Source organism: Bacteroidales bacterium, from assembly GCA_023229505.1.
Taxonomy (GTDB): Bacteria; Bacteroidota; Bacteroidia; order Bacteroidales; family JAGOPY01; genus JAGOPY01.
Window position 1 is genome coordinate 99,803 of sequence record JALNZD010000005.1, and the last position, 26,068, is coordinate 125,870.

The following is a 26,068-nucleotide window of genomic DNA, read 5'->3' on the forward strand; positions in this document are numbered from 1 at the left end:
CGGCATAAAGAAAAAAATCTTAATCAGAGATTCATCAGTTTTTTGTAATTTTACCCCTCTGAAAGTCAGAAACTAATTTTAAGATCCACTAATCTGAAATCATATGAAAAGTCCTCTACGCTTTTTCATTTTATTATTGATGTTACCTGCGTTCTTTTATGGCCAGCAGCTTGAAAACCCGGGTTTCGAAAATTGGGAAAATGCGGGTACAGTTAGAGACGAACCGGTCGACTGGAGTACAATTAAAACATGTGATGATCCACTAATAGCTCCTCTTACACCTGTCACGTTTGACCGGAGCGAAGACGCCCATTCAGGGAATTATTCACTTAAATTGTACAATGTCTCCATTTTCAACCTGGTAGCCACCGGTGCTATCACTAATGGAAGATTTCATGCCGAGTTTGATTTCGACGCCAGTTACTCTTACACCGATCCAGGTGACCCTAAATGGAACACTCCTTTTACTGCCCGCCCTGACAGCCTGGCCGGCTGGTTTAAATTCTTCCCGAAGGAAGATGATGCCGCCCAGTTCAAGGTTATTCTTCATGTCGATTCATGTAAATTACCTGAAAACGGCACCCTGCCCAACTGGGTGGGTATGGCGGTACATGTCACCGAACGCGGTGTCACCTATGATAATTGGACCCGCTTTTCTGTGCCTTTCACCTATTTTAATGATAGTACCCCTGTATATGTCCTGACAGTTATTAATTCAGGAGACAGCACCAGTGCAATCGACAGTAGCTACCTGCTGGTCGATGATCTGCAACTGATCTATCCTCCATCAGGCATTTCCAATCCCGGCATTACCGAATCTTTTCTTTTCACTGCTGATGAAAGGCTGGTTATAAAGCTTAATCCCGAGGAAGAGTACTTTCATCAATGGTTCTATCTCATCGATGTGACTGGCCAGACCGTTCTTTCGAAACAGCTTGACAATAACCAGGTCATGCTTCCGGCCAATTTGCCGCAAGGGGTCTATGTTGCAGTCCTCAACGGCAAGAACCGGCGGTGTGTGCAGAAAGTAATGATTCGGTAGCGGATGGGCAGGCAAATTCTAATCTTTGCAGCCCTCATCTTCAGCATAGGGCTTTATGGCCAGGGACAAGGGACTTTCCGTGGCAGCGTAAGGGACAAACTGACTAACGAGCCGCTGGTTGGGGCCAGCATCATCCTCAGGCTTGACCGCTCTTTCGGTACGGCAGCAGATATCAACGGGGAATTTTCCCTGTTGCTCAATCATGGTTCTTACATATTTGAAGTGTCTTACACAGGCATGAAATCCGATTCGGTTTCTTTTCATATCGAAGCCGGCCAGGTCATAGAGCGGAACATATTGTTGGATCCATTTGTCAGCCAGTTGCAGGGGGTGGAGATCAAGGCGGGGAAATTTGACCGCCCTATCGAAGAGATGACGGTTTCCATGGAGATCATCAAAGCCGATCTTATTGAAGCGAAAAATACGCAGAATATCCAGACTATTCTTGATTACACGCCAGGTCTTAACATTCTTGACAATGAGCCCCAGATTCGCGGCGGGAGCGGTTTTACTTTCGGCGTGGGCAGTAAAGTGGCCGTTCTCGTAGATGATATGCCTATGCTTTCCGGTGATGCCGGCCGTCCATACTGGGATTTTATACCTGTCGAAAATATTGAACAGATCGAAGTGATCAAAGGGGCATCCTCGGTGCTTTCCGGCACCTCAGCCTTAAGCGGGGCCATTCACATCAGGACAGCGATGCCTGGTGACAAACCGCTTACCAAAGTAACGGTTTTCTGCGGTGCTTATACCCCACCCTCTGATCGGAGCCAGAAGTGGTGGAATGATTATCCTTATATCACCGGTGCCAATTTCCTGCACCTCAGAAAAATTGACAATTTTGACTTTGTGTTAGGCGGAAACCTTTACTTCGATCATGGCTATATCGGTGCGCCAAGGCCAGGCCCTTTTGTAACGGATACAATCTCTAATTTTGCTGACTCTGAGATGGCAACCCAAAGGGCAAGAATTAATTTCACCCTGAGGCAGCGCTCAAAGAAGTATCAGGGCCTGAATTACGGTGTTAATGGCAATTTCATGTTACAGCATACTCCCATGGTGCTGGCCTGGCTGGATGATACCTCTGGCTTTTTCCGTGCATATCCCGGCGCCGTTTTCCTGCAAGATCAATTCATCGGCAATCTCGACCCTTTCGTCAATTATTATTCGAAGGTTGGTTTCAGGCACAGTTTTAAAGCGAGAATTCTTTACAACAATACTCATCAATCTAATAATCAAGATATTAAGAGCACTTTTATATTTGCTGATTATAATTTCCGCAGAGATTACGAATTCCTCCAGGGCCTGGAATTTATAGGTGGACTGTCCGGACAGTATGCTTTCGCAAATGCAGATATGTATCAGGGAGGAGGAAACGACATCAACCGCTTTTACAATTTTTCCGGCTACGCCCAATTCGAAGACAATCTTTTCAAAACCCTTACCCTATCCGTTGGCCTCAGGGTTGAGTATTATAATATGAACGGTACTGAAAATGATTTCAAGCCGATTTTCAGGGCAGGCCTTAACCTGAAAGTAATGAAAGAAACTTATGTCAGGTTTTCTTATGGTCAGGGGTACCGTTTTCCGACAATTGCCGAACGCTACATCCGGACAAATGTCGGCACTTTTGGCGTTTTTGAGAACCCTGAGCTTAAACCTGAAAAAAGCTGGAATGCAGAAGTTGGTGTAAAACAGGGCTTCAAATTTTTCAAGTACTTCGGATATATCGATATTGCGCTGTTCCAGCAGGAATACGCGAATACTGTAGAGTATCTGTTCGGATTCTGGGATTCTACATACTCTACTATCGGAGGAGCAGGGTTTAAGTTTCTGAATACAGGCCATTCACGGATCATCGGTGCTGACATCTCTGTTTCCGGGGCCGCCCAATTGGCAGATAAGGTGACTTTGCGTACCATTCTCGGTTATAATTACATTTTGCCGAAGACATTAGATCCGGATTATGTTTACGCAGTGGATATCTATGATACTAATTACAGCTATAACAACACAAGTCTCGATCCATCAAATAACATTCTGAAATACAGATTTCTTCATACCTTCAAAGGCGATATAGAGCTGAACGTTTATTCCTTCTCCGTTGGATTCAGCGCGAAATATTTCAGTAAAATTGAAAATTTGGATCTGGCCATTAAAAAATTTGAAGAATCAACTGATGCTGCCGGTGGGTCCATCCAGCGTATCAGATACATGGATTATTATGAAACCAATAACACAGGCAAATGGATATTTGATCTGCGGGCCAGTTATAAAATCAGCGAGCACCATGAGGTGAGCCTGATCAGCAATAACTTCATGAACAGCATTTATTCTCTCAGACCGCTTAAAGCAGAGCCGTTGCGCAGTGTGATGGTGCAGTATGTGTTGAAGATATAGGGCAGTTGACAGTTGACAGAAGGTAGTAGGCAGTATTCAGAAGATTGAAGATAAATATGGAAGATTTAATACTCACGAAGATCATTGTAACCCTCGGACCGGCCAGTACCGGTGTGGAAAACATCAGGCAGCTGATCTCAGAAGGCGCCCGGATTTTCCGGGTCAATTTCTCTCATGGGAGCTTTGAAGGGTTCTCCGAACTGATTGATCAGGTTAGGATGGCATCCCATGAAACCGGCATCCCTGTTGCTGTCCTGGGCGACCTGTCAGGTCCGAAAATCAGGATCGGAAAAGTTGCTGACCCCGGGATCACCCTGCAGAATGATGGAATGGTGGAATTTACAAGGGAAGAGACCACAGGCCACCTTGCAGATGACGGAACCGCTGTATTTTCGACCACTTTGCCCAGAATCATAGAAGAAGTTGAACCCGGGCAAAGGGTGTTGATCGACGATGGCAATATCGATCTCCGCTGCACGGGCAAAAACGCAGACCGCCTGTTATGCAAGGTAATCCAGGGGGGGCTTGTTACATCAAAAAAGGGAATTAATCTACCGGAAACCCAATTGTCAGTCCCTGCATTAACCCTATGGGACCTTAAATGCCTTGAATTTGCTGTTAAAAAGCAGGTTGATTACATTGCGCTCAGTTTTGTCAGGAGTGCTGGCGATGTCAGGTTGCTCAAAGATCATTTAAAGGCATTGGGGGCCAGGCCATATGAACCTATATTATACCGCGATACAGATCTAAGCATGCTACCGGTCAATTCGCTTTTTATTCCCATCATCAGCAAGATCGAAAAGCCGCAGGCGATAGACGATCTTGATAATATCGTTTCCGAAAGCGACGGGATCATGATTGCCCGGGGTGACTTAGGCGTGGAAATGGAATTGGCGGAAGTGGCGATTTTACAAAAAAGGATCATCAGCACCTGTCACGATTATGGTGTGCCTGTAATCGTAGCCACCCAGATGCTTCAGAGCATGAAAGAGTCCCCCACGCCAACCCGTGCCGAGGTGTCGGATGTTGCCAATGCGATTTTCGACGGTGTAGATGCTGTCATGCTTTCCGGTGAGACGGCAATAGGCAAATGGCCGGCAATAACGGTCCGTATGATGAGCCGCATCGCCCGGCTAACCAACCGCTATATCCGGGAGCAAAAGATCAGCCATCCCATCCCGAAGCACATGCAGGAATCCAGGTACCGCACTGCCGCATTAGCGCATGGGGTTAAATCGATCGTGAAAGATATTGATGCCAGATTAATCGTCATCTGGTCAAAATTTGGAGGAGGAGCGCTATATCTATCCCAGCTTGATATCCCAAGGCCTATCATTGCTTTCAGCGACGTGCCGGCAACATTGAACCGGTTGTCCCTTCTTTACGGCATACATCCGGAATTTATGAACCAACCTATGAGTGCCAGTGACTTCATCCGGGATGTTGATGCTAAAATAATTGAAAAAGGTTGGGCAATAAAAGGAGAAGTTGTTGTTTTTGTTTACGGCGAACCTATCCAGGCCAGCGGGGTAACCAATAGTATTTATATTCACTATCTTTAGGTGGTCATTTGGTTACACACAAGTAAGAGTGATATTGATATTCTTGTAAGGTTCAAATCGACCCTATCACTTCTCCAACAAGTCCATGTTGAGAATCTAATTTCTCAAAAGCTGGGCATTAAAGTCGACCTTGTTACGGAAGGGGCAATCAAGAATACCATTATAAAAGAGAGTATTCATGAAGATCTTCAAATTATTTATCAATGATTAAGAACGATCGGAATCGCATCCTGAAATTCCATGGCAAGACATGGCTGGAATGAAACTCCCCGCCGCAAGCAGCGGGGTATCTGTTTAACTGACGGGTTAACCCGTCAGTTAAAATACTTTCGCCCCAAGGGGCGGGGAATTAACCTAACAAGATTAAAGCACAACGGATACATTTTAACCAAAGGCAATCAATTGAAAGACTTTAAATTGCAATTTGCTCACCTCATTGATAAGGCGAACAAAACCCGTCAACTTGGTTTGTTCAATTTCAGGGCTTTGTTAAATTTATCCATGTTACTTGTCGAAAGTGAAGCAAAAATAAAAGACAATTCATTGACCGACAAGAACGGCCAGTTGGTAATACGAGTAAACGACCCCGCCAGCAGTAGCTGACGGGGTGAGCCTCTCACATCATTCCATCCTCTTTTTTTCAGCCTGCAAAGCGTAATTGTCGTAACAATAAAATGAACATATCAGACCATTAAACGTTAATTTTGATGTTTATTACAACATGATTCTTTACTATGACCACTCTTCATTTTAAAACGAATATCAAATGCAACGGATGCATTCAAACTGTCACTCCATTTCTTTCAGGAATAAAAGAAATCAAGGAATGGAGCGTCAATCTTAATTCTTCTGAAAGAACGCTTACCGTTGAAGGCATTGAGATAAAACCGGATGTTATCATATCTGCCCTGGATCAAGCCGGTTACAAAGCCGAACAAATCTGAACCTTGTCACAAGTCAGTGAAATATACCGGGTCGAGGGCATGTCGTGCGCTGCATGCGCCATCAGCGTTGAAACCACCCTTTCAGCCTCTCCGGGAGTGGAAAAAGCTTCAGTGAATTATGCTATGAATACTGTTTCGATTGACTATAACGACCGCCTGACAGATATCGGGCAATTAAAGTCGGCACTGCAGGCCATCGGTTATGATCTGGCGGAAGATCCGGGCAAAGACGTCGAAAAGTTACAACAACAGGAAGGAAAGCGGTTGTCAGCCAGCCGAAGAAAAACCTTTTTTTCTATTGGCTTTTCCATCCCGGTTGTCATTCTGGCAATGGCTTTCCACACGGTCCCTAACGTAAACTGGATTATGATGCTGCTGACCTTACCCGTCCTGGCCTGGTTTGGCCGGGAATTTTTTATAAATGCATATAAAAGAGCTATTCATCTGAGTGCCAACATGGATACCCTCGTAGCTATCGGCACGGGATCGGCTTTTATCTTCAGCGCTTTTAACACACTTTTCCCATCCTATTTAATAAAACAAGGGTTTGAGCCACACGTGTATTTTGAAGCTGCTGCCGTGATTGTTTCCCTTATTTTATTAGGAAGATATTTCGAAGAAAGGGCAAAGTTCCGCACTTCAGGGTCCATCAGGAAACTAATGGGGTTTAGCGTAAAGACCGCTACCATAATCAGGGACGAAATTGAGATTGAAGCACCTATTGATCAGGTTATTAAAGGAGATATCATCCTCATCAGGCCTGGTGATAAGATTCCGGTTGACGGTCGTGTTATTTCAGGCTCCTCTTCGGTGGATGAAAGCATGATAACGGGCGAATCGCTGCCGGTTTACAAGCAAACGGGAGATATACTGATAGGCGCTACGATTAATAGCACTGGCAGTTTAAAAATGGTCGCCGACAAAGTCGGTGAAGAAACTATGCTTGCCCAGATCATCCGGAAAGTACAGGAGGCCCAGGGCAGCAAAGCGCCGGTGCAAAAGCTGGCTGACCGCATCGCGGGGATATTCGTCCCCGCTGTGATCGGTGCTGCAATTGTGACTTTCCTGGGATGGTGGTTTTTCGGCCCCGCCCCCAGCCTGACTTATGCGTTCATGACCTCGATCACGGTGCTGATCATTTCCTGTCCATGTGCCCTGGGACTGGCCACGCCAACGGCCATTATGGTCGGGATCGGTAAAGGCGCAGAGATGGGTATCCTCATCAAAGACGCGCGGAGCCTTGAAATTGCGCATAGCCTCGATGTCATCGTGCTTGATAAAACGGGCACAATTACCGAAGGCAAGGCGAAGGTGACGGGATGGCATTGGGTTAAGGAAGATATTGACCGTGACAGGATCAGGAGTATTGTACTTTCCGCCGAAAAACTTTCAGAACATCCCATAGCAAGGGCTATAGTAAAGAATCTGAGCTCGGATAACTTACCGGAAACAACTGTTGATTCTTTTGAAAGCATTACCGGGAAAGGCATCAGGGCAGAAATTGCCGGAGATGTTTACCTGTCAGGCAACCTAAACTTAATGGATTTATACAAGGTTTCAGTTCCGGAAACAGCGCAACTAATCTTTGATAAATGGACGGAGGAGGCTATGTCTGTCAGCTTTGTGGCTTCCGGCCGGCAGCTTCTCTGCCTGATTGCGGTTGCTGACCCTATAAAAGATGATTCGGCGGAAGCGATACGGCAGCTCAGGGAAATCGGGCTGGAAATCCATATGATCACCGGCGACCACAAAAAAGTTGCTGAACGGATTGCCAAAGCTGTTGGCATCAAGCATTTCCGTGCAGGTGTGACTCCGGCGGAAAAGCTGGATTACGTGAAAGAGCTCCAGGGAGCAGGGTTAAAAGTGGCCATGACGGGCGACGGGATCAATGATTCGCCGGCACTGGCGCAGGCTGATGTTGGCATTGCCATGGGCACCGGCACAGACGTGGCGATGGAAACAGCGGAGATCACGCTTGTGAAAGGCAGTCTGAACAAAATCGTCAGCGCAATCAGCTTATCCCGCAGAACCATGCATACCATCCGGCAGAACCTCTTCTGGGCTTTTTTCTATAATCTCATCGGGATACCGGTAGCAGCCGGGGTACTGTTCCCGTTTTTCGGCATTCTTTTAAATCCGATGATTGCCGGGGCAGCTATGGCGTTCAGCTCGGTGTCGGTGGTGATGAATAGTCTTCGATTAAAAAATATTAAGTTCTGATTGCTAATTAAAATTCAGAGCCCTTTCCATTTCCTCCACCAGTTTGAACTGAACCCTCGCCCTTTCGAGGTTATGATCCGGATGATGGATGCGATAATAGACATCTCCGTTTAAATAATCCGTCAGGAAACGAAGGCCGATAATAAATGTAAGGAAGATGGGTGCGTAAAGCAAAAGTTCGAGTTCATGCTGATTCAGAAAACTGCCGGCTTCCTTGAGGTAGCCTTTTGTGAATGCTTGATAGACATCTTCATTGAAATGAACCTTCCCGAGGTCCCGTTCATCTTCCAAAGCCGTGTTAGCTATCGTGCGCAGTGCATCGCCGTAATCGAAATGCACATAGCCCGGCATGACCGTATCCAGGTCGATTAAGCATTGTGCCTTATTATTCCGGTCGAAAAGGACGTTGTTCACTTTGGTATCATTGTGTGTTGCCCGCACGACAGCCTTTTCCTTCAATGACGCGTAATACGATTTCATCTGCCCGAAACGCTGTTCCACGAAACGTATATCCTCCGGAACCCGTGCAATCTGCCCGGCTGGGTCGATGCTTTTAGCCTGTTCATACTGGCTGATTCGGAAATCGATGTTGTGGAAATCAGGGATAGTATCTACCAGCCGGGTATCCAGATCGGCCAGCATGGCCTGGAAGAATCCTATGGCTTTCCCTGCTTCAAAGGCCTGGGGCAGCTCAGTGATTTTCTGGAGTGAGAATGTGTCCGGGATAAAGACATACATCCGCCAGTAAACTTCATTTTCATCCAGGTAAAAAGACTGATCGTTTTTTGTATAAACTAATGTAAGCGACTCAATATCAGGATTATGTCCCTGAAAGCCGGTAAGTTTGGAACGGATATGCCTGGTAACGGCTTCGATATTTTCCATCATTCCCGGTATATTCCGGAAAACGAAATGGTTGAGCTTTTGAAGGATATAATCGGGCTTATGGTTTCCCGTTTCCACCAGATAAGTCTCGTGGATGTGGCCTTCACCCCAGCGACTAACACTGACAGGTGAATCGCTCAGCTTGAAATGCTCGATTACTTTACTGATTTCTGGAGGGATCATAGTTCTGAGTTCTGAGTTCTGAATTATGAGTTCTGAGTTCTGAGTTCGGGTATTAAAAAATTCCCCAACTTAAAACTCAAAACTTAAAACTTAACACTATATCAAGATCGGTGTCGGGTAAACTCCCTGCTTCACCAGCTCAGCCAGCCGTCCGCGCACCATCTCACGGTCTTCCTGATAAGTCATGCCAAACCATTTTTCATCGGTCCGGAGAACGGGGACATCCACTTTTCCTGTCCTGATGAGGTCATCGATCAGGTCCGGGAGGAAAAACTCCGCTTTCAGGCTGGACGCGTTTTCTTCGAAAAACTTTATCAATCCTTCCTCCAGATATTCAAATAAAGAAGGCATAAAGCCCCACATATTCATTGAAACAGTGGTATTTTCGTCAATTCCCATCCGGTTTCCGTTTTCATCTTCATAAAACACCTTCTGTCCTTCCTTTTTAATCTTTGTCCGTTCCTTCACATAAGAAAGTAAGCCATTCTCATCGGTCCGGCATTCGGCACGGGAAACAAAGCCATGATCCGACAGGCTGTTCTTCAGGATATAGCCGATCAGGCAATAACGGCTGTTGAGCAGATTATCCAGATTGGATTGGAATGCGGCAGCCAGTTGATACGCTCCCCTGCCGTAGAAATCATCGGCATTGATGACGCAAAACGGCTCCCGTACCTTCTCTTTAGCTACCCAGATAGCATGGCCTGTACCCCAGGGTTTTGCCCTTCTTTCCGGGGGCATAAAACCTTTCGGTAAATGATCGAGTTCCTGGAAGACATAATCCAGTTCGATCTTCTTCGACCATTTATCAAAGAAAATCCGCTGCATATCATCCTTAATATCCCTGCGTATGACAAAAACAACCTTTCCAAATCCGGCACTGATGGCATCATAGATGGAATAATCGAGGATGGCCTCGCCTGAAGGCCCGACCCCGTCGGCCTGTTTGAGCCCGCCGTAGCGGCTGCCTATTCCGGCTGCTAGTATGAGGAGAGTTGGGGACATGTGAATTAGAAATTAGAAATTAGAAATTAAAACTCGAAACTTATTTCCAGCTTCTGACCTTATGTCCATAGGTAGCGTAATAGAGTATGAACAGGTAGCATGGGATGGCAATAGAATAAGCCAACTGGGCTGACCAGATATTTGAAAGATAGCCCCAGATAAGGGGTAGTACTGCACCTCCGGCAATGCCCATGATCAGCAGTGCTGAGCCCGTTTTGATAAACCTGCCCAGGCCATGGATGGCCAGTGGCCAGATCGCCGGCCAGACGATGGCGTTGGAAATGCCGAGCAAAGCGATGAACAGTACTGTATACGGGAGTACCAATTCTACCTGGTGAAAAGTCATCAGGTCGATAAAAGGAAACCGGATAGCTGCGGTGGCTGGAATGATCAGGGCCAGGGAGGTAAAAACTATCCCTGACAGGGCACTCAAAGTGAGCAGGTTTTTCTGCGACACCACTTTGGGGATCAGGAGAATGCCAATGACATACCCGATCACCATGGCCACCAGGACCAGGGAAGTGTAGTATTTAGCCGATTCAAGGGCAACATCCAGCGCCATGCCATACCGGATGATCGTATCGCCGGCGATCACCTCAATTCCAACGTAGAAAAACAAAGTTATGACGCCGAGGATCAGATGCGGGAACTGGAAAATGCTGGTTTTACCGGCTATAGATGCCAGATCCTCTTCCGATTCCTTTTCGGCCTCGATTTCAGGCAGCGGGGCGAACCGGATCAGGAGTCCAAGCAGGAAAAGCACGATGCTCATTACGATGTAAGGCCCGATCACCCGGCTGGCTAGTTCGTCAAGTGCCGTAGTTCTGGCAGCTTCTCCCATGCCTTCCAGGCTTTTGATGAATGCATCCCCGTCGCTGAAAATAAAGTAGGCCAGGATAAGCGGGGCGATGGCACCGGCCAGCTTGTTGCAGATTCCCATGATACTGATTCGCCGTGCGGCAGTCTCCCGGGGACCTATAATGGTGATATAAGGATTAGACGCCGTCTGTAAGATAGCCAGCCCGGTGCCCATGATAAACAAGCCGGTCAGGAACAAACTGTATGTGCGGGTCATGGCGGCGGGGACAAAGGCCAGGCTGCCCAGGGCCATTACGATAAGTCCCACACTCATGCCTTTTTTAAAACCGGTTTTTTTTAGGATCCATGACGAAGGCAGGGCCATCACGGTATAAGAGATATAAAAGGCAAAGGCCACGAAGAGCGACTGGAAGTTGGTTATCTCACAGGCAATTTTCAGGTAAGGGATCAGGATACCGTTGAGCCAGGTAACGAACCCGAAGATAAAGAAGAAGATCCCAATGATCGTGATGGAGATGATGTAGCCTTTTTTAGACATAGTGTTGAGTGTTGAGTGTTGAGTGCTGAGGTTTAAGTGTTGGGTATTGAGTATTGGGTTTTACGTGTATTGCAAATTTAGAAATATCTGGAGATTATGGGGAGGGAAATTCATGGACGATGTACGATTTTTCATTTAATTTTACAAAAACTCTTCCCATGTTATTACCCAGAGAAAAAGCCATCGAACTGCTCCATCACTACATTAAAAACGAACGGATGATCTTTCATTCCCTTGCCTCGGAAGCCGTACTTCGCGCCCTGGCCCGACGGCTGGGAAGGGACGAGGAGAAATGGGGACTGGCAGGTCTGCTGCACGACCTTGATGTCGAAATCACCCATGCCGACCCGAAGGTACATGGGCTGGAAACCGCCCGCATCCTCACTGAGATGGGCATAGATTCTGATATTGCTGAAGCGATCAAATTACATAATGAACAAGCTACCAACTTGCCACGTACTTCAGAATTTCACCATGCCCTGGCGGCAGGAGAGACAATCACAGGACTGATCCTCGCTACCTCACTGGTGTATCCGGATAAAAAAATATCCAGCGTTAAGCCCAAATCAATAACTAAACGGATGAAAGAAAAGGCATTTGCAGCATCTGTCAGCCGGGAAAACATCCTGGAGTGTGAACTGATCGGTATTCCGCTGGAAGAATTCGCGGAGCTAAGCATCTCGGCAATGGTAGAAATAAAGCAATGAGATTTACAGTTTACAATTTTCGATCTTAGATCTTAGATCGTAAACTGTAAATTGTAAATCTCTTCAAGTACGCAATCATTGTTAAATAGGCTGCGCAGAAGACTTTAAAGATCAGGGAGAGACCTTTTCCTCAATATACCCAACCCTTATCCCATCCTTGTAAGCCGCTGCTTTGAAGAGAATAGTGTTGTCGATTTCAACCGGAATCATATATGGCAAAGATCCGGTAGATGGCTCACTCCCGTCAATGGTATAATAAATCTTTGCTTCCGGATGGATCGATTTTAACTCAATAATACTCCCTTTCCCCTCTTCCCCACTTCTCGCCACCATCTCCATGTCCGGATAAACCTGCAACAGGTCGAACCAGGCCGTGCCTTTGCCCGCCATTTCAAGCTGAGGTGAAAGCCTGCTGTTCCCTTCTGCCTGGCTGCCAGCTTGCACAGCATTAATCTCAAACTTCTGCCAGTTTTCCGAACAGTTAAAAGTTCGTTCTTCAGTCCCCAACGCCAGCCTGAACCTCACAGGTCCGCCTTTTTTTCTGCCTGGCTGGTTTGATGACTGGCCGGACCGTGCCATGATACTGATCGTATAGCTCTTGTTTTCCTCCGGTTCGAAGCTGTAGAATGACAGCCTGGCGCCAGGCCTCACCGACGGGTTGTTCAGCCGCAGGGAATGCTCGCCCTGTTGAAATCTGCGGGAATCGATGAAATAAGTATTGCCCCGGTCATCACCTGCATAAACATAACAGGCCGCCGGGACACCTACAGTGGAAAGATTTTCAAAACCCGGATCAACCGTAAGGTTGCCTGGCATTAAACCCTTCATCCGGTCAGGTTTATTCCTGGCATCGAAACGGTAAACCCTTGTGCCATAACCATCTATAATATCTTCAATAACACCTTCTTTAATCTGGATCTTTCGGTTTTCAAAAAACACATCGGCCTCTATCGTGAAATCCAGATCTTCCATTTTCAGCTTAAATTCACCAGGTTCATTACGGGCATTTACGACAGCAATAGTTACCAGGCCTGCCCTGTTCCAGGCTTTCGCATGAATATGAGGATCATCTGAGGTCAATGCCGGGGCGGGATGGGGAGAGTTTATATCCGGCGTCAATTCGGCAATTTCCAGCGCCATGGCGCCACATTCATCCCACATGGCAGTGGATTTGGGGAAGCTGTTCGGACCGCTTCGGATGAAATACTGTACACCAGTTGCCCCATGAATAATGGTCAGCCAGGTCATAACCCTGATCTCGCGTGGATCCGGCTCCCTTTGCCACCACTCATTCCCTCCAAAGGCCTGCGGGACCACCCAGACAGGTTTTTCCAGCCAATAAGCTTTTTTAAGAAGATCGACATATGCCGTAACCTCAACAACTTTTCCCTGCGGAATGGGATATGGGTCGGTCATGGCAATATCCATGACGTCCCGATAATCAGCGGCCTTCCTGGGCGACATGAAAACGACGCTTACCGGGTGGTAAGGATCAAGTTCTTTGATAAGACGGTAAGTTTCCAATAATGAGTCAGGCGGTAGGTCTTGACCGTCAGGCTCATCAGCGATATACCATGCCAGCAGTGCCGGGTGGTCGCGGAACTTCTCTACTTCCTTCCGGAGCATTTCCAGTTTCTCATGCCTGGAAAGGCCCGGCAGGCGGGAACTTCCGACACCGCAACCGCCGGTAACGCTGCATAGATTGTAGTTCACCTTCATGCCCAGGCTGGCACACCTGTCCATGTAAGCTTTCCGGTCTTTAAGGGATTTTTTGCCTATTTTCTGATAAGGGGAGATCAGGTTAAATCCTTTGACGGCTTCTTCTTCGGGCATGGTCGGCAGCACAGGAAAATATGTGTAAAAGCCAAAAGGGAAGAAAGGCAGCCCGGCGACGGAAAGCCCGCCGGTAGCCCGGTCAATCTTTACCGCGTTGTCGCGATGGGGTCTCACTGTAATCCAGACTTTTCGTGAATCGATCCATTTATCACCTTCATAAAAAGAAACAGTGATCTCATTCTGCCCTTGTCTTAAACGCTCCATAGGAAAAGGAACGGTTGAAATACCGTTTGAAGCAGCAGGATAGCCCTTGTTCAGGGATTCATATTCAAAAACAAGGTCGATGTTGATCTTATGTCCTTTTAACCTTGCGGGAACGTATACCAGTATCTCTCCCACTTCTTCACTGGTATAATAGTCAAGGCGTGAAGCAGCGTAATAAACGGCAGGATCAGGCTGTGAAAACCCGGGGAGGGCTAAAATGACCAGGAATGAGATGATGGATACGATCTTCATGATAATCAGCTATTAAAAAATTCACTAATTTACTTAACTACGATTTCATCGATAAAAAGCCACGCTTTTTGTCCTTTTTCCGGATGCCATTCCGGGCATACCCCTATGTTGATGGCTTCAACACGGAGATACTTAACTTTTAAAGGCTTGTTAAGTTTGGCAGTAAAATCATTAGTCAGTACCCTTTCATTGTTTAAAGAAATATTATGCGTTACACTTGCTATTTTCTGAAATCTTTCCCCGTCCTCCGATAAATAATAATTCACTGTTTCAGGGATAAATATCAATCTTTTCTGATCCAATAGGAATGTTGCAGAAATGGTTTTGAAAGTAAAATCCTCACCCAGATCAATTACGACATCCACATTATTTCCATTAAATCCTTGCCAATAGCCATCATTATAATTCAATGAGCCGCTTAAGCCATCATTTAATGTCTGTGGCCCGTTTCCAGGATAGCGTTCACTGAACTTTTCAAGGTAAAAAATATTTTTACCAACAATCCGATGATATTCTATCTCATATTCCGCAGGCTTTTCCAATTGTTTATCATCTTTGAAAGCAACTGCTTTTAAAGTACCATCATGGTCGATATTTATGGGTTTTCTGTAAATAAAGGAACTCCGGTCCGGCGTATTACCATCCAGGGTGTAATAGATGGAGGTCCCCGTTGCTTCTGTTTCGAGCCTCAGCGTATAAGGCCTATTATCCATATTCATCAATGGTGTCACATCAACTTTTCCTGAACCCTGGGAATAATTAACATCCATCCGGTCGAACCTTGAAAACTGGGTTTGCAACCGTGACCGGAAGTTATCCCAGTCAAGCAGATTTACCGGGCTCCAGAGTACTTCGGCCAATGCGGTCATTCTTGGCAGAGCCATATATTCAGCATGGGAAGTAGTGGAAATATATTCTGTCCATACATTCCCCTGACCACCCAGGATCAGCTCACCCTCTTTCCTGGATAACTCAGATGGGATGGGAAAAAATGAATAGACCTTTTTCACGGTAGTCAATCCACCGATAGCTTCGGGTTGAAACTCAGGATCAGCCTGGTAATGATCAAAATAACAATAGGAACCCGGGCACATGACCACCTGATGTCCTTGCCTGGCCGCATCAATTCCACCTTCATACCCGCGCCACGACATGACGGTGGCATCAGGTGCAATTCCGCCTTCCAGAATCTCATCCCAGCCGATCATCCTTTTACCTTTAGCCTTCAGGTACTTTTCGATCCTTTTCACAAAATAACTCTGGAGCTCATCCACACCGGAAAGGCCTTCTTTCCTGATCCTGGCCTGGCAATCAGAGCAGGATTTCCAGGCAGTTTTATCGGCCTCATCACCGCCGATATGGATATATTCTGACGGGAAGAGCTCCATCACCTCATCCAGGACATTCTCCAGGAAACCGAAAGTTTCATCCTTCCCGGCACAGAAAATATCATTATTCGGCCAGTACGAGCCTGTCTGTACGGTTGTTCTCTTACCTGTGCATGAAAATTCAGGGTAAGCGGCAAAAACCTCCGAAGTATGCCCCGGCATTTCAATTTCCGGAATGATCGTTACAAACCTTTGTTTAGCGTATTCAACGATTTCCCGTATATCTTCCTTTGAATAAAAACCACCGTAAGTTGCAGGTTCCCCCGGGCGTCGCGGCTGGCACTCCGTCCATGGTATCCCTTCCCGATCAGCTCTCCAGGCGGCAACTTCCGTTAGCAAAGGATACCGGTCGATTTGTATTCTCCAGCCATTGTCATCCGTCAGGTGCCAATGAAAAACATTCATTTTGTGAAGCGCGATCAGGTCGATATATTTTTCAATGAATTCTTTCTGGAAAAAATGACGTGAGACATCCAGGTGCATCCCGCGCCAGGGAAAAGCAGGCTTATCCGTCACTTCAATACAGGGGATTTTCAAATCCAGGTCTGCATCCGCCAGGCTATCATGGCTGCTGTAAATTCCAGGCGGAAGAAGCTGGTACAGGGTCTGCACGCCATAAAAAAGCCCGGCCGGCTCCGGGGCGCTGATCTCAATCCGTGATGATTTTACAGATAATTTGTAGCCTTCTTTACCTAAATCTTCAGATAAGGTCTCATCTATCTTCAGGAAGATGGAATTCTTCGGTTGTTTTCCGCCGGCCTGGCTTACTGAAAGAAACCTTTTAGTATACGCAGACAGGGTTGACTGCAATGCTTCTGCAACATTCTTCACTTTATTGTCTGAAGAATTCATCAATACTTTTGTTTTTCCATTGACTTTAAAATTCCCGCCCGTCATTTCGGACTTGTAAGGAATGGGAATGATATCGGGACGTTCTACAGACGGAGTTTGGCGAGTACATCCAATAAATATAAAAACAATCATGGCGAAAAGGGAAATCTCTTTCACTTTCATAGATAGGCTTTTTTAATTATCAGGCAAAAATACAACTTTACTGATTTTCATCGGGTCATTATTTTGATTGATCGGCCGGATGCGGAAGCTATACTTGTATTTACCTGCAAACAAAGTATAAACCGGAAGGGGTCTTGCCCCCCAGCTATCATTGCCACCTACACCGGTTTGGCGGTAATCAATATTCAGATCGATGAAATCGTTAGGTACAAGATCGGCAGTATGGCGGAATCCGTTATCGGTGTAATCAAGCTGGCTGGTAGTGAAAGGCAGGGCTGAGGCGGAAATCAGCGGCAAACCCGCAATCATCAGACCAATGCCATCTTCATTGGTTAATGACATCCAGCGGATATCGGTGCGGGTGCCGTTTTCCTGTGGCCTCAGATAAGGGAAACCGAGATCAGCCACTTTACTTTCATAAACGCCAACAAAGGCGGCTGTATGACGGTCCCAGTAATTCTCAAAGGGACCGCGCCCGTACCATTTCACCTGGCTGAATTCTGCAGGTATCCTGAAGTTCATACCAAAACGCGGCAGTTCCGGCAGTTCGGCAGCACCGGGATCAATTTCGGCGGAAATAATGATATCTCCCGTGCCGTAAATAACATAGGTTGCCCGGTATGGAATCCGGGCGTTCCCCAACAGGAAGTCTGCGGTAATATGCACTTCGCCCTTAGCCGGTTTGGCTACTTTGAAGGATTTTACCACCCTCAGGATGCTGGCCTCTTTCCAGACAGCGCACCTTTTCTGCATCCGGTTCCCGAAATCATTGTCGATCGGGGCGCGCCAGAAGTTTGGTTCAGGACCCCGCGTTAAAAATTGTTTCCTGTTAAATTCGAGGGAAGTCATCGTCCCGGTGAGGGTGTCAAACATGACAATGAAATCGACTCCTGAAACGGTCAGCATTTTTCGGTCTTTGCTCCAGATGGTCTCAAGGGAAGCTTTATCCTTAACCGGTTTGATGTTGGCTTTCCAGGGCAAAGGAATTTGTTCGCCGGCCACCTCATGTCCTTTGGGGACCAACCCTGAGGATTCCCGGGTCGTGACACTGAAATTCAGGAAATACTCAACCCCCGGGAGAGGCTCAACAGCAGGAAGGCCAAGTTCAAAGATCTTTTCTCCCTTCGGGGCAATATCCGGCTGTTCTATAATCCCGGATGCGATGACCTGGTCGTCGCCTGTCAGTCTCCAGTGAATATCCAGGTTATTTGCTGAAATAAAATCGTACTTGTTTTTCACCGATATTTTCCCAAACGACCCATCCACCGGTTTAATCCCGATATATTGATAAACTTTTTTTACCTCGTACAGGGCCGGGTGAGGCGTCCGGTCAGGCAAAACAAGCCCGTTGATGCAGAAATTGCTGTCGCTCGGGGTTCCAGAGGGACCGAAATCGCCACCATAGGCATAATATATCCTTCCTTTGTCGTCTTTTTGCTGTATCCCCTGGTCCACCCAATCCCAGATCGATCCGCCCGTGTTCCATCTTAGCTCTGCCCTTTCATAATGGACCGGCCGTGACGGGTCACGCTGCTTGATCCAGTTGTAGCAGGTATCGAAATTCACCCCGTCGCCTGCTTCATTGCCCATCGACCAGATGATCACGCTGGGGTGGTTTTTGTCGCGTTCAAGCATAGATTGCACCCTGGCCAGGTGAGCTGTCATGAACCGCAGGTCATTACCGAGGGTGAGGTCAGGATCATAGCCCATGCCGTGCGATTCAATGTTGGCTTCATCGATCACATAAAGGCCATACTTGTCGCAAAGCTCATACCACCTGGGATCATCTGGGTAATGACAGGTCCGCACCGTGTTGATGTTAAACTGTTTCATCAGGCGAATATCCTCCAGCATGGATTTTTCCGATATGACATGCGCCGTCACTGGATCATGCTCATGCCGGTTCACGCCTTTAATCAGGATGGGAACACCGTTTACCAGTAATTGGCCGTTTTTTATCTCGGATGACCTGAAACCAACCTTGCAATTGAGTGCTTCTTCACAAATCCCATCTTCATTATAAACCGACAGAACAAGTGTATAAAGGTCCGGCGTCTCGGCAGACCATTTCCTGGGCTTTGCTATCAGCTGCTCAAATATAATCTCCCTGTTCTCCTGCTTATTAAGAAAAAATTCTTCGGAAAATGAGGCAACAGTAATTCTACCGTCTGTAGTCAGTAATTTCGCCTGGAGAGTAAGATTTTTAGTCTTCTTTGCCCCGCTGTTAATTACATCGACTTCAAGTTTAAAATCCCCTTCGGAGTAATCACTGGTCAGCCCGGTATGGGCAAAATAATCCCTGATATAAACTGCGGGTCGTGCGTACAGGTAAACATCACGTTCGATGCCGCTGATGCGCCAGAAATCCTGGCACTCCAGGTAAGACCCGTCCGACCAGCGATAAACCTCAATGGCCAGCAGGTTATTGCCTGGTTTGATATAATCCGTGATATCGAATTCCGCAGGTGTTTTGCTATCCTGGCTATAACCGACTTTCTTTCCGTTTATCCAGAGGTAAAAAGCAGACTTCACAGCACCGAAGTGAATAAATATCTGTTTGTCGCTCCAGGTATCAGGAATGTTAAAACGATGGCGATAAGAGCCAACCGGGTTGTAATCATGGGGAATTTCGGGCGGATTGGGCTTTCGTGTCCATTCATAAGGAATATTAACGTAGATGGGCACTCCGTAGCCCTGGAATTCCCAATTAGAAGGGACCGGAATTTGTTTCCATTTGTAATCATTATGTTCAGGCAGGTAAAAATCCTTTGGGCGGTCATCCGGCCGCTCCACCCAGTTGAATCTCCATAAGCCGTTCAGCATCTGAAAGTCAGGCGACATGACCCTGTTATTTTCCAGGGCCATACGTTCATCAGGGTAAGGTATGAGGGTGCAATGCGGGGCATATTTGTTAATACCCACCACCTCAGGGTTTTCCCAGTCGTTAACCTGCTGGGCATTGATATTCAGTAAACAGAGCAAAGAAAGAATAAGAAGGTAGCTTCTCTTCTGACTACTGACTCTCACCTGCGCCAGCACCATCCCTGCCAGCATCATTGCACATCCGATCCATTTCCGGTCGGTCATGGTTTCGGATAATATCAACAAACCGCCGATGACGGCAAAAACTGCTTCCAGGCTTAGGATGATAGCGGTATGCGCCGGCGGGGCTTTTTTCTGGCCGATGATCTGCAGGGTGAAAGCCACCCCCACAGATAATAATCCTCCGTACAGAAGAGGGATTATAGCACTATAAATTCCTTTCAGCGTATTTGATTCAAAGAGCAAAGCGGCGATCAGGCTAAGTGCTGCACAAACCGTGTACTGCGTAATCGCAAGACGCATGACGGCTGTCCGTGGTGAAAGCCAGCCGGTATAAAGGACATGAACGGCCCAGAAAACCGCACCGGTAAGCACCAAGACATCGCCTTTGGATATGGTGAAACTTTCTGTCACTGAAAGTAAGTACAAGCCAAAAGCGGCGAGGATAGCCCCTCCCCAAAGGTTAGCCCTTGCTTTCTGTCCGATAAACATACCAAAAGCCGGTACGAGGATAACATAGAGGCCGGTAATAAAGCCCGCATTGCCGGCAGTGGTATATACAATACCTGCCTGCTGGAAAGTAGCACCGGCGAAAAGGATCAGGCCCAGGAGGATGCCGCCAGGAATCGGCAGTCGGCAGTTGACAGTTGGCAGTTGGCAGTTGGCAGTTGGCAGTAAATCATTAGGTGCTTTTCCACCCATCTTACCGTCATATAGTCTTACCGTCTTATTTTCAAACAAACCTTTTACTTTAACGACAAATAATAGCGTTGCCGCTCCCAGCGCAAACCGTATTCCATTGAACAGGAACGGGCCGATATGCTCCATACCCATGCGCTGGGCCACGAAGGCAAAACCCCAGATGATGGCTGCCAGCAGAAGAAGCAGGTCGGAACGTATAGTGCTTGATCGGTTCAAATTAGTGCGTGTTCAGTCCGTCTGATAATCTCATCCTGCAGTTCCGTGCCCAGGTCATTGAAATAATCACTGTAGCCGGCAACCCGCACGATCAGGTCACGGTATTTTTCAGGATGTTTCTGCGCTTCGCGCAAGGTATCTGCTGTGACCACATTAAACTGGATGTGATGCCCATTAAGGCGGAAATAGCCCCGGATGAGCTTTGCGACGCTGGTTATGCCTTTTTCATCGTTCAGCAGCTGAGGAGTGAATTTCTGGTTCAGCAAAGTTCCACCTGTTCGCAGGTGGCCGATCTTGGATGCTGATTTCAACACCGCTGTCGGACCTTTGATGTCGGCACCCTGGAATGGCGAGATGCCCTCGGAAAGCGGCTGCCATGCTTTGCGTCCATCCGGTGTGGCCCCGGTCACACTTCCGAAATAAATGTGGCTGGTGGTGGGCAGCATCATGATGTGGTGCTTTCCGCCCCTGGTGTTCGGTCTGCCATCCACCGCATCAAAAAACATATCAAACACTTTGACCGCCAGCTCATCGGCATAGTCATCATCATTACCATACTTGGGGGTTTCATAGATCAATTTATACCGTAAATCCTCATATCCCACAAAGTCAGCAGCCATTGCATGAAACATCTCTTCCAGTCTCACCGTCCTGCCGTCTTCCATTCTTACAGTCTTACCGTCCTCCCGTCTTACCGTCTTGCCGTCATAAACCCAATATTTCAGCGCCGTGAGCATATCCGTTACGCTGCCCAGGCCCACGCCCTGAATATAGGAGGTATTATACCGCGCGCCGCCGGCATTGTAGTCTTTTCCATTGACGATGCAGTCTTCAATCAGGACCGAGAGGAAAGGCACCGGCATATTTTCAGCAAAAAGCTTTTCAATAATAAGGTTGCCTTTTATTTTGATGTCGATGAAAAAGTTGAGTTGACTCTGGAAAGTATTTAAAAGGTCAGCGAAATTATCGATGGTTTCCAACCCCGGGGTTTCCAACCCTGTTTTTTTACCGGTCCTCGGATCAATTCCACCGTGAAAGGTGATCTCGAGCACCTTAGGCAGGTTGAAGTAACCAGTTAGCCAGTAGGCTTCTTTGCCGAAAGCTCCGCTTTCCACGCAGCCGCTGGCTCCTCCATCACGGGCATCTTCGATTGTTTTTCCTTGTCTGACAAGTTCCTGAACGATAGCATCCGTATTGAAAATACTCGGCTGGCCGAAACCTGTTTTGACAATGTGCATTGCCCGTTCGATAAAACTGTCAGGGTTCTCCCTGCTGAGTTGCACCATCGAGCTTGGCTGGAGGATTCGCATCTCTTCCACAACGTCGAGGATAAGGTAGCTTAGTTTGTTGACTGCATTGCTTCCGTCGGGCTTGACACCGCCGACATTGATCAGGGCGAAGTCAGTGTATGTGCTGCTTTCCTTGGCCGTAACTCCTATCTTCGGAGGGGCCGGTTGGTTGTTGAATTTTATCCAGAATGATTGCAGGATTTCTTTGGCTTTTTCATGGGTAAGGCTGCCTGCAGCGATTTCGCGCTGATAAAATGGGTAGAGGTTCTGGTCGAGCCGGCCGGGGTTAAATGAATCCCAGGGATTCAGCTCGGTAATCACGCCGATATGAACGAACCAATAGTATTGCAGCGCTTCATGAAAGGACCTGGGAGCATGTGCAGGTACCCAACGGCAAATATCAGCCATCTCTGATAGCTCAGCCCTTTTCTCTTTGTTTTCGGCACCTTGAAATTTGAAATTTGAAATTCGGATCAGTTCTTCGGAATGGCGCTCTGCAAAACGGATCATAGCCAGCGCGGTTATCTTCATTGCCCTCAGTTCTTCGCTCTTAGCTTCCGCATCACTGACACCGACGTTAACCAACATTCTCAATTGCTCATCAATCTCTTTAATGAAATCCAGGAATCCTTTCTGATAAATCTTACCACCAAGCACTGTATGTCCCGGGGAACGTTGTTCCATGAACTCGGTAAAAATGCCGGCTTGGTAAGCCTCGATCCATTGCCGGTCCATCGCGGCAAATATCCGGTCGCGCTGAGTGCGGCCCTGCCAGAATGGGATGATGATTTCTCTGTATACCTTACGGGTTTCCTCATCCGACTTATACGAAACCTTAGGGCGGGTATGGAGTATCTCCAGGTCCTCCAGTGAATGCAGGCATATCTCCGGGTAGGTCGGCACGGCCTTGGGCGCAGGGCCGCGTTCACCGACGATCAGTTCACCATCGTTAATGCAAATCTTTTTATTTTGCAGGATATGCCGGAAAGCCATGGCCCTTTGAACGGGGATGGAAACATTCTTCGCTTCATTGGACTGATAAAATTCCGTTAACAACAGCGCCCGTTCGTGAGAGAGCGTATTGATCGCCTGCAGGCTCTGGTCTCTTAATTGCTTTATTCTTTCCGAAAGCATAATCTTATTTACATAAAATTTCTTCTAAAGTTTCTCGCGGATTTTCGCGGATTTATTCGCAGATTTACGCAGATAATAAATTCCCGAACTTAAACCTTAAACCTCAAAACTCAAAACTCAAAACTATAACTTTTAACCTCCAACTCCAACCAAATAACCCCTATCTTTAAAAAACGTCATTATCTCATCAACTTTGGCATCATCAGGTCCTTTTAGACTTTCCAACAGGAAATCTTTCCCCATCCGCCGGTATTTATCCCTTGTGATTGCGTGATAGGGTAAAATATCGATCCGTTTCAGTCCAAGCCTTAACATAAGCATTGCTAGAGCTTCCAGGTTATCTTTTCCGTCAGTAATCCCGGGTATGAACGGAAAACGGATAATAATCTCTTTCCCTGCCAGGGCAAGCGTTTCGAGGTTCTTCAAAGCAAGTTCATTTGAAACACCGGTATATTCCATGTGCCTGGAGTCATCCATCAGCTTCAGGTCAAACAACCAGAGGCCGGCCAGTTCCATGACCCTTTCCATAGCAACCGGTTCTGCATGCCCCGAGGTATCGATGGCCGTGTGATAGCCTTGTTCCCGGCAAAGCCCCAGCAGTTCCTTCAAAGCTTCTGACTGCAACAGCGGTTCGCCGCCGGAAAACGTCACCCCGCCGCCCGATTCGTCATAAAACACAGCATCTTTCGCAATCTCTTTCATAACCTCCCCTGCCGACTGCCAACTGCCAACTGCCAACTTGCTTTCAAACAGCTTCCCATCCAGGACCCTTTGCACTAAAACCTGCCCTACTCCACTCTCCTGGCTCTCCGGGTTATGGCACCACCGACAGCGAAGCGGGCAGCCCTTAAAGAAGACTGTCGTCCGGATCCCCGGGCCGTCGTGGATGGTGTAATGGCGGATGTCAAATACTAAAGAATTCAAATTGCCATTGGTTAATAGTTATTGGTTAGTGGTTATTAGTCATTAGTCATGTTCTTTATTATAATAATCAGGGCTTTAGCCCAAAAATTAAGGCTGTCTATTAGGAAATAATTTCTGAAGTTCCTCCCACTCCTCCTTGCCCAGGATCCGGTAGTGCGGCTTATAAAGCTCCTCATACTGCTGGCTGTGATGCATTGCAGTTTCCCCTTGCCTGTGCATGTCTGCCAGGGATTTTTTATCCTCGTCGAAGTTCGGCAGGTTCAGGTTCATCCTTTCAATGACAATCACGATTTCTACCCACTTCTTTTTCCATAATTCAATATCCGGCAGTCTGAAAGATGAAGCGCTTTCCATGAATGCGCTGAACAAGCTGTTGTCACTGATGATGCCGTCTTTTACCAGGTCCAGCGGCACACGGTAGAAGTTCTTTCCTACACCGCAGGGCTCCGCAACATGATTTCCGGAAGATGCCATTTCCGATAGTTCATATACAAGGTAATTCCGCGCCCCGGCTGTATCTTCCAGCAAATGCCCCGGGCCAAATTCATCCTGGAAAAAACTCTTGTAAATATCCTGCAAGCTTGATTCCGGATAGCGTTGAAGCTGGTTTGTAACTGCTTGCCTGATTTCAGGGTTATCGGTTCTGCAGCCCGGATATAATGGAACAATCAGGAGAAATAATAACATGGGAACTTGTAATCTAATCTTCATAATTGTATTCGTCTTTTAAGATTATACGGATCATCTCATCCAATCCGTTCAGGTTGTTGTGGATAGTATCCCAGATCCGTTCCGGCCTGATGTGAAAATATTCATGAGCGATGAAATTTCTGAAAGCGCGTGGCTTATACCATGGATAGGTGTATTTGTCCAGTAAATCCTGGTCAATCTTTGCCACCGATTCTCCAATGATCAGAAACTTCTGTAAAACAGCGCTGAAAAGCAAGTCATCCTCCCTGAAATTTTCCAATGTTTTATCCTGGCAAAACTTATGGATGGAAAAAATGGCCTCATGAATATGTAAAAGCCGCTGAAGGTTCCTGTCATCCATAAATCACAATCATTTCAGTCAATATTGACTCAAAAGTTAAAGGGCTCAGGGCATCTTTTTCCACAACATCAACCTTTAAACCGAAAAGGTTCTCAAGCTGATATTGAATTTCCGCCATGTCATACAGGCTGAAAGTTGCACCGCTCTTAATTTTGATCATGATATCCAGGTCACTGCCCGGTTTTTGATCCCGGCGGGCATAGGAACCGAAAATCCATGCATTCTCAATCCTGTTATCTCCTTTTAAAACTGACCTGGATTTCAGTATAATTTCATTAATATCCAGATTAGATAATTTCCCATATTGGATTGATTTTTCGGCCATCTTCAGGGCCTCGGTAGCCAGTTGTTCGTCTTTTAAATTATAAAGGACTTTTTCTCCTAAATATTGCTTCAGCAGGTCATCCAGGTTAACCTCATACAACTCAGCCAGTTTGATGATCTGATTTTTATTAAACTGCCTTTTACCCCGCTCAATTTTGCTCAGTACCGCTAAGTCAATGCCGGACAGAATTGCCGCTTTACGCAAGGATATCCCGGCTTTCTCCCTTAACTCCCTTAATCTCAGTCCAACAGTTGACATAATGATTGTTGACATTTTATGTCAAAGATAATAAATTATTTTGGCATCTATTTAAGATTTCCAGGTGATCATAAAAAATAAATTTCTGCAGTTCATATCTAAAATTTGGATTATCTCCTTAAAATCAC

The 26,068-nt window shown here is 46.7% G+C and carries 18 protein-coding genes; 7 read left to right on the forward strand and 11 right to left on the reverse strand.

Features of this window, described 5'->3' with window-relative positions:
* Positions 1-103: 103 nt before the first annotated feature.
* The 6 genes from M0Q51_03330 to M0Q51_03355 all read left to right on the forward strand — a co-directional run bounded on the left by M0Q51_03330 (position 104) and on the right by M0Q51_03355 (position 8,168).
* Positions 104-1,042: a PCMD domain-containing protein gene (locus M0Q51_03330; protein MCK9399015.1), complete on the forward strand. Its 939-nt coding sequence runs from the start codon at positions 104-106 to the stop codon at positions 1,040-1,042.
* 3 nt (positions 1,043-1,045) lie between these two features.
* Positions 1,046-3,442, forward strand: a complete 2,397-nt coding sequence (locus M0Q51_03335; protein ID MCK9399016.1) for a TonB-dependent receptor — start codon at positions 1,046-1,048, stop codon at positions 3,440-3,442.
* Positions 3,443-3,498: 56 nt separating this feature from the next.
* Positions 3,499-5,004: a pyruvate kinase gene (locus M0Q51_03340; GenBank protein MCK9399017.1), complete on the forward strand. Its 1,506-nt coding sequence runs from the start codon at positions 3,499-3,501 to the stop codon at positions 5,002-5,004.
* A 240-nt stretch (positions 5,005-5,244) separates the two neighbouring features.
* Positions 5,245-5,607: a hypothetical protein gene (locus M0Q51_03345; protein ID MCK9399018.1), complete on the forward strand. Its 363-nt coding sequence runs from the start codon at positions 5,245-5,247 to the stop codon at positions 5,605-5,607.
* A 131-nt stretch (positions 5,608-5,738) separates the two neighbouring features.
* Entirely contained in the window at positions 5,739-5,948 is a 210-nt protein-coding gene (locus M0Q51_03350) for a heavy-metal-associated domain-containing protein (GenBank protein MCK9399019.1), read from the forward strand.
* Positions 5,949-5,987: 39 nt separating this feature from the next.
* A complete protein-coding gene (locus M0Q51_03355) occupies positions 5,988-8,168 on the forward strand; it encodes a heavy metal translocating P-type ATPase (protein ID MCK9399020.1) in 2,181 nt (726 codons plus the stop codon).
* A 3-nt stretch (positions 8,169-8,171) separates the two neighbouring features.
* On the opposite strand, the gene M0Q51_03360 is transcribed toward M0Q51_03355, so the two are convergent.
* From M0Q51_03360 to M0Q51_03370, 3 genes are all read right to left on the reverse strand, one after another.
* Positions 8,172-9,236: an aminoglycoside phosphotransferase family protein gene (locus tag M0Q51_03360; protein MCK9399021.1), complete on the reverse strand. Its 1,065-nt coding sequence runs from the start codon at positions 9,234-9,236 to the stop codon at positions 8,172-8,174.
* A 96-nt stretch (positions 9,237-9,332) separates the two neighbouring features.
* Positions 9,333-10,241: a nucleotidyltransferase gene (locus M0Q51_03365; protein ID MCK9399022.1), complete on the reverse strand. Its 909-nt coding sequence runs from the start codon at positions 10,239-10,241 to the stop codon at positions 9,333-9,335.
* Between the two features lie 40 nt (positions 10,242-10,281).
* On the reverse strand, positions 10,282-11,598 hold the full coding sequence (locus M0Q51_03370) for a sugar MFS transporter (protein ID MCK9399023.1): 1,317 nt from the start codon (positions 11,596-11,598) through the stop codon (positions 10,282-10,284).
* A gap of 158 nt (positions 11,599-11,756) precedes the next feature.
* On the opposite strand from M0Q51_03370, the gene M0Q51_03375 reads away from it, so the two are divergent.
* Entirely contained in the window at positions 11,757-12,305 is a 549-nt protein-coding gene (locus tag M0Q51_03375) for an HDIG domain-containing protein (protein MCK9399024.1), read from the forward strand.
* 111 nt (positions 12,306-12,416) lie between these two features.
* Here the strand turns inward: M0Q51_03375 and M0Q51_03380 are convergent, their stop codons facing one another.
* The 8 genes from M0Q51_03380 to M0Q51_03415 form a co-directional block, all read right to left on the reverse strand.
* On the reverse strand, positions 12,417-14,597 hold the full coding sequence (locus M0Q51_03380) for a chitobiase/beta-hexosaminidase C-terminal domain-containing protein (GenBank protein MCK9399025.1): 2,181 nt from the start codon (positions 14,595-14,597) through the stop codon (positions 12,417-12,419).
* A gap of 29 nt (positions 14,598-14,626) precedes the next feature.
* Positions 14,627-16,999 carry a glycoside hydrolase family 20 protein gene (locus tag M0Q51_03385; GenBank protein MCK9399026.1) on the reverse strand — a complete coding sequence of 791 codons (2,373 nt, stop codon included), beginning with the start codon at positions 16,997-16,999 and terminating at the stop codon, positions 14,627-14,629.
* Between the two features lie 12 nt (positions 17,000-17,011).
* On the reverse strand, positions 17,012-20,959 hold the full coding sequence (locus tag M0Q51_03390; GenBank protein ID MCK9399027.1) for an EamA family transporter: 3,948 nt from the start codon (positions 20,957-20,959) through the stop codon (positions 17,012-17,014).
* Positions 20,956-23,382, reverse strand: a complete 2,427-nt coding sequence (locus M0Q51_03395; protein MCK9399028.1) for a glycyl radical protein — start codon at positions 23,380-23,382, stop codon at positions 20,956-20,958. Before M0Q51_03395 ends, M0Q51_03390 begins: the two co-directional genes overlap by 4 nt.
* 132 nt (positions 23,383-23,514) lie before the next feature.
* The gene (locus M0Q51_03400) at positions 23,515-24,306 is read right to left on the reverse strand and encodes a glycyl-radical enzyme activating protein (GenBank protein MCK9399029.1); all 792 of its coding nucleotides are present in this window, start codon (positions 24,304-24,306) and stop codon (positions 23,515-23,517) included.
* Positions 24,307-24,393: 87 nt separating this feature from the next.
* Positions 24,394-25,017: a hypothetical protein gene (locus tag M0Q51_03405; GenBank protein ID MCK9399030.1), complete on the reverse strand. Its 624-nt coding sequence runs from the start codon at positions 25,015-25,017 to the stop codon at positions 24,394-24,396.
* Positions 25,007-25,357, reverse strand: coding sequence for a DUF86 domain-containing protein (locus tag M0Q51_03410; GenBank protein ID MCK9399031.1), 351 nt, complete (start codon positions 25,355-25,357; stop codon positions 25,007-25,009). Before M0Q51_03410 ends, M0Q51_03405 begins: the two co-directional genes overlap by 11 nt.
* On the reverse strand, positions 25,350-25,940 hold the full coding sequence (locus M0Q51_03415; GenBank protein ID MCK9399032.1) for a nucleotidyltransferase domain-containing protein: 591 nt from the start codon (positions 25,938-25,940) through the stop codon (positions 25,350-25,352). Before M0Q51_03415 ends, M0Q51_03410 begins: the two co-directional genes overlap by 8 nt.
* Positions 25,941-26,068: the final 128 nt, after the last annotated feature.

Coding starts and splice junctions, on each gene's coding strand:
- M0Q51_03330 (MCK9399015.1), top strand. CDS start 104: ATGAAAAGTCCTCTACGCTTTTTCATTTTATTATTGATGTTACCTGCG.
- M0Q51_03335 (MCK9399016.1), top strand. CDS start 1,046: ATGGGCAGGCAAATTCTAATCTTTGCAGCCCTCATCTTCAGCATAGGG.
- M0Q51_03340 (MCK9399017.1), top strand. CDS start 3,499: ATGGAAGATTTAATACTCACGAAGATCATTGTAACCCTCGGACCGGCC.
- M0Q51_03345 (MCK9399018.1), top strand. CDS start 5,245: ATGGCAAGACATGGCTGGAATGAAACTCCCCGCCGCAAGCAGCGGGGT.
- M0Q51_03350 (MCK9399019.1), top strand. CDS start 5,739: ATGACCACTCTTCATTTTAAAACGAATATCAAATGCAACGGATGCATT.
- M0Q51_03355 (MCK9399020.1), top strand. CDS start 5,988: ATGTCGTGCGCTGCATGCGCCATCAGCGTTGAAACCACCCTTTCAGCC.
- M0Q51_03360 (MCK9399021.1), bottom strand. CDS start 9,236: ATGATCCCTCCAGAAATCAGTAAAGTAATCGAGCATTTCAAGCTGAGC.
- M0Q51_03365 (MCK9399022.1), bottom strand. CDS start 10,241: ATGTCCCCAACTCTCCTCATACTAGCAGCCGGAATAGGCAGCCGCTAC.
- M0Q51_03370 (MCK9399023.1), bottom strand. CDS start 11,598: ATGTCTAAAAAAGGCTACATCATCTCCATCACGATCATTGGGATCTTC.
- M0Q51_03375 (MCK9399024.1), top strand. CDS start 11,757: ATGTTATTACCCAGAGAAAAAGCCATCGAACTGCTCCATCACTACATT.
- M0Q51_03380 (MCK9399025.1), bottom strand. CDS start 14,597: ATGAAGATCGTATCCATCATCTCATTCCTGGTCATTTTAGCCCTCCCC.
- M0Q51_03385 (MCK9399026.1), bottom strand. CDS start 16,999: ATGAAAGTGAAAGAGATTTCCCTTTTCGCCATGATTGTTTTTATATTT.
- M0Q51_03395 (MCK9399028.1), bottom strand. CDS start 23,382: ATGCTTTCGGAAAGAATAAAGCAATTAAGAGACCAGAGCCTGCAGGCG.
- M0Q51_03405 (MCK9399030.1), bottom strand. CDS start 25,017: ATGAAGATTAGATTACAAGTTCCCATGTTATTATTTCTCCTGATTGTT.
- M0Q51_03410 (MCK9399031.1), bottom strand. CDS start 25,357: ATGGATGACAGGAACCTTCAGCGGCTTTTACATATTCATGAGGCCATT.
- M0Q51_03415 (MCK9399032.1), bottom strand. CDS start 25,940: ATGTCAACTGTTGGACTGAGATTAAGGGAGTTAAGGGAGAAAGCCGGG.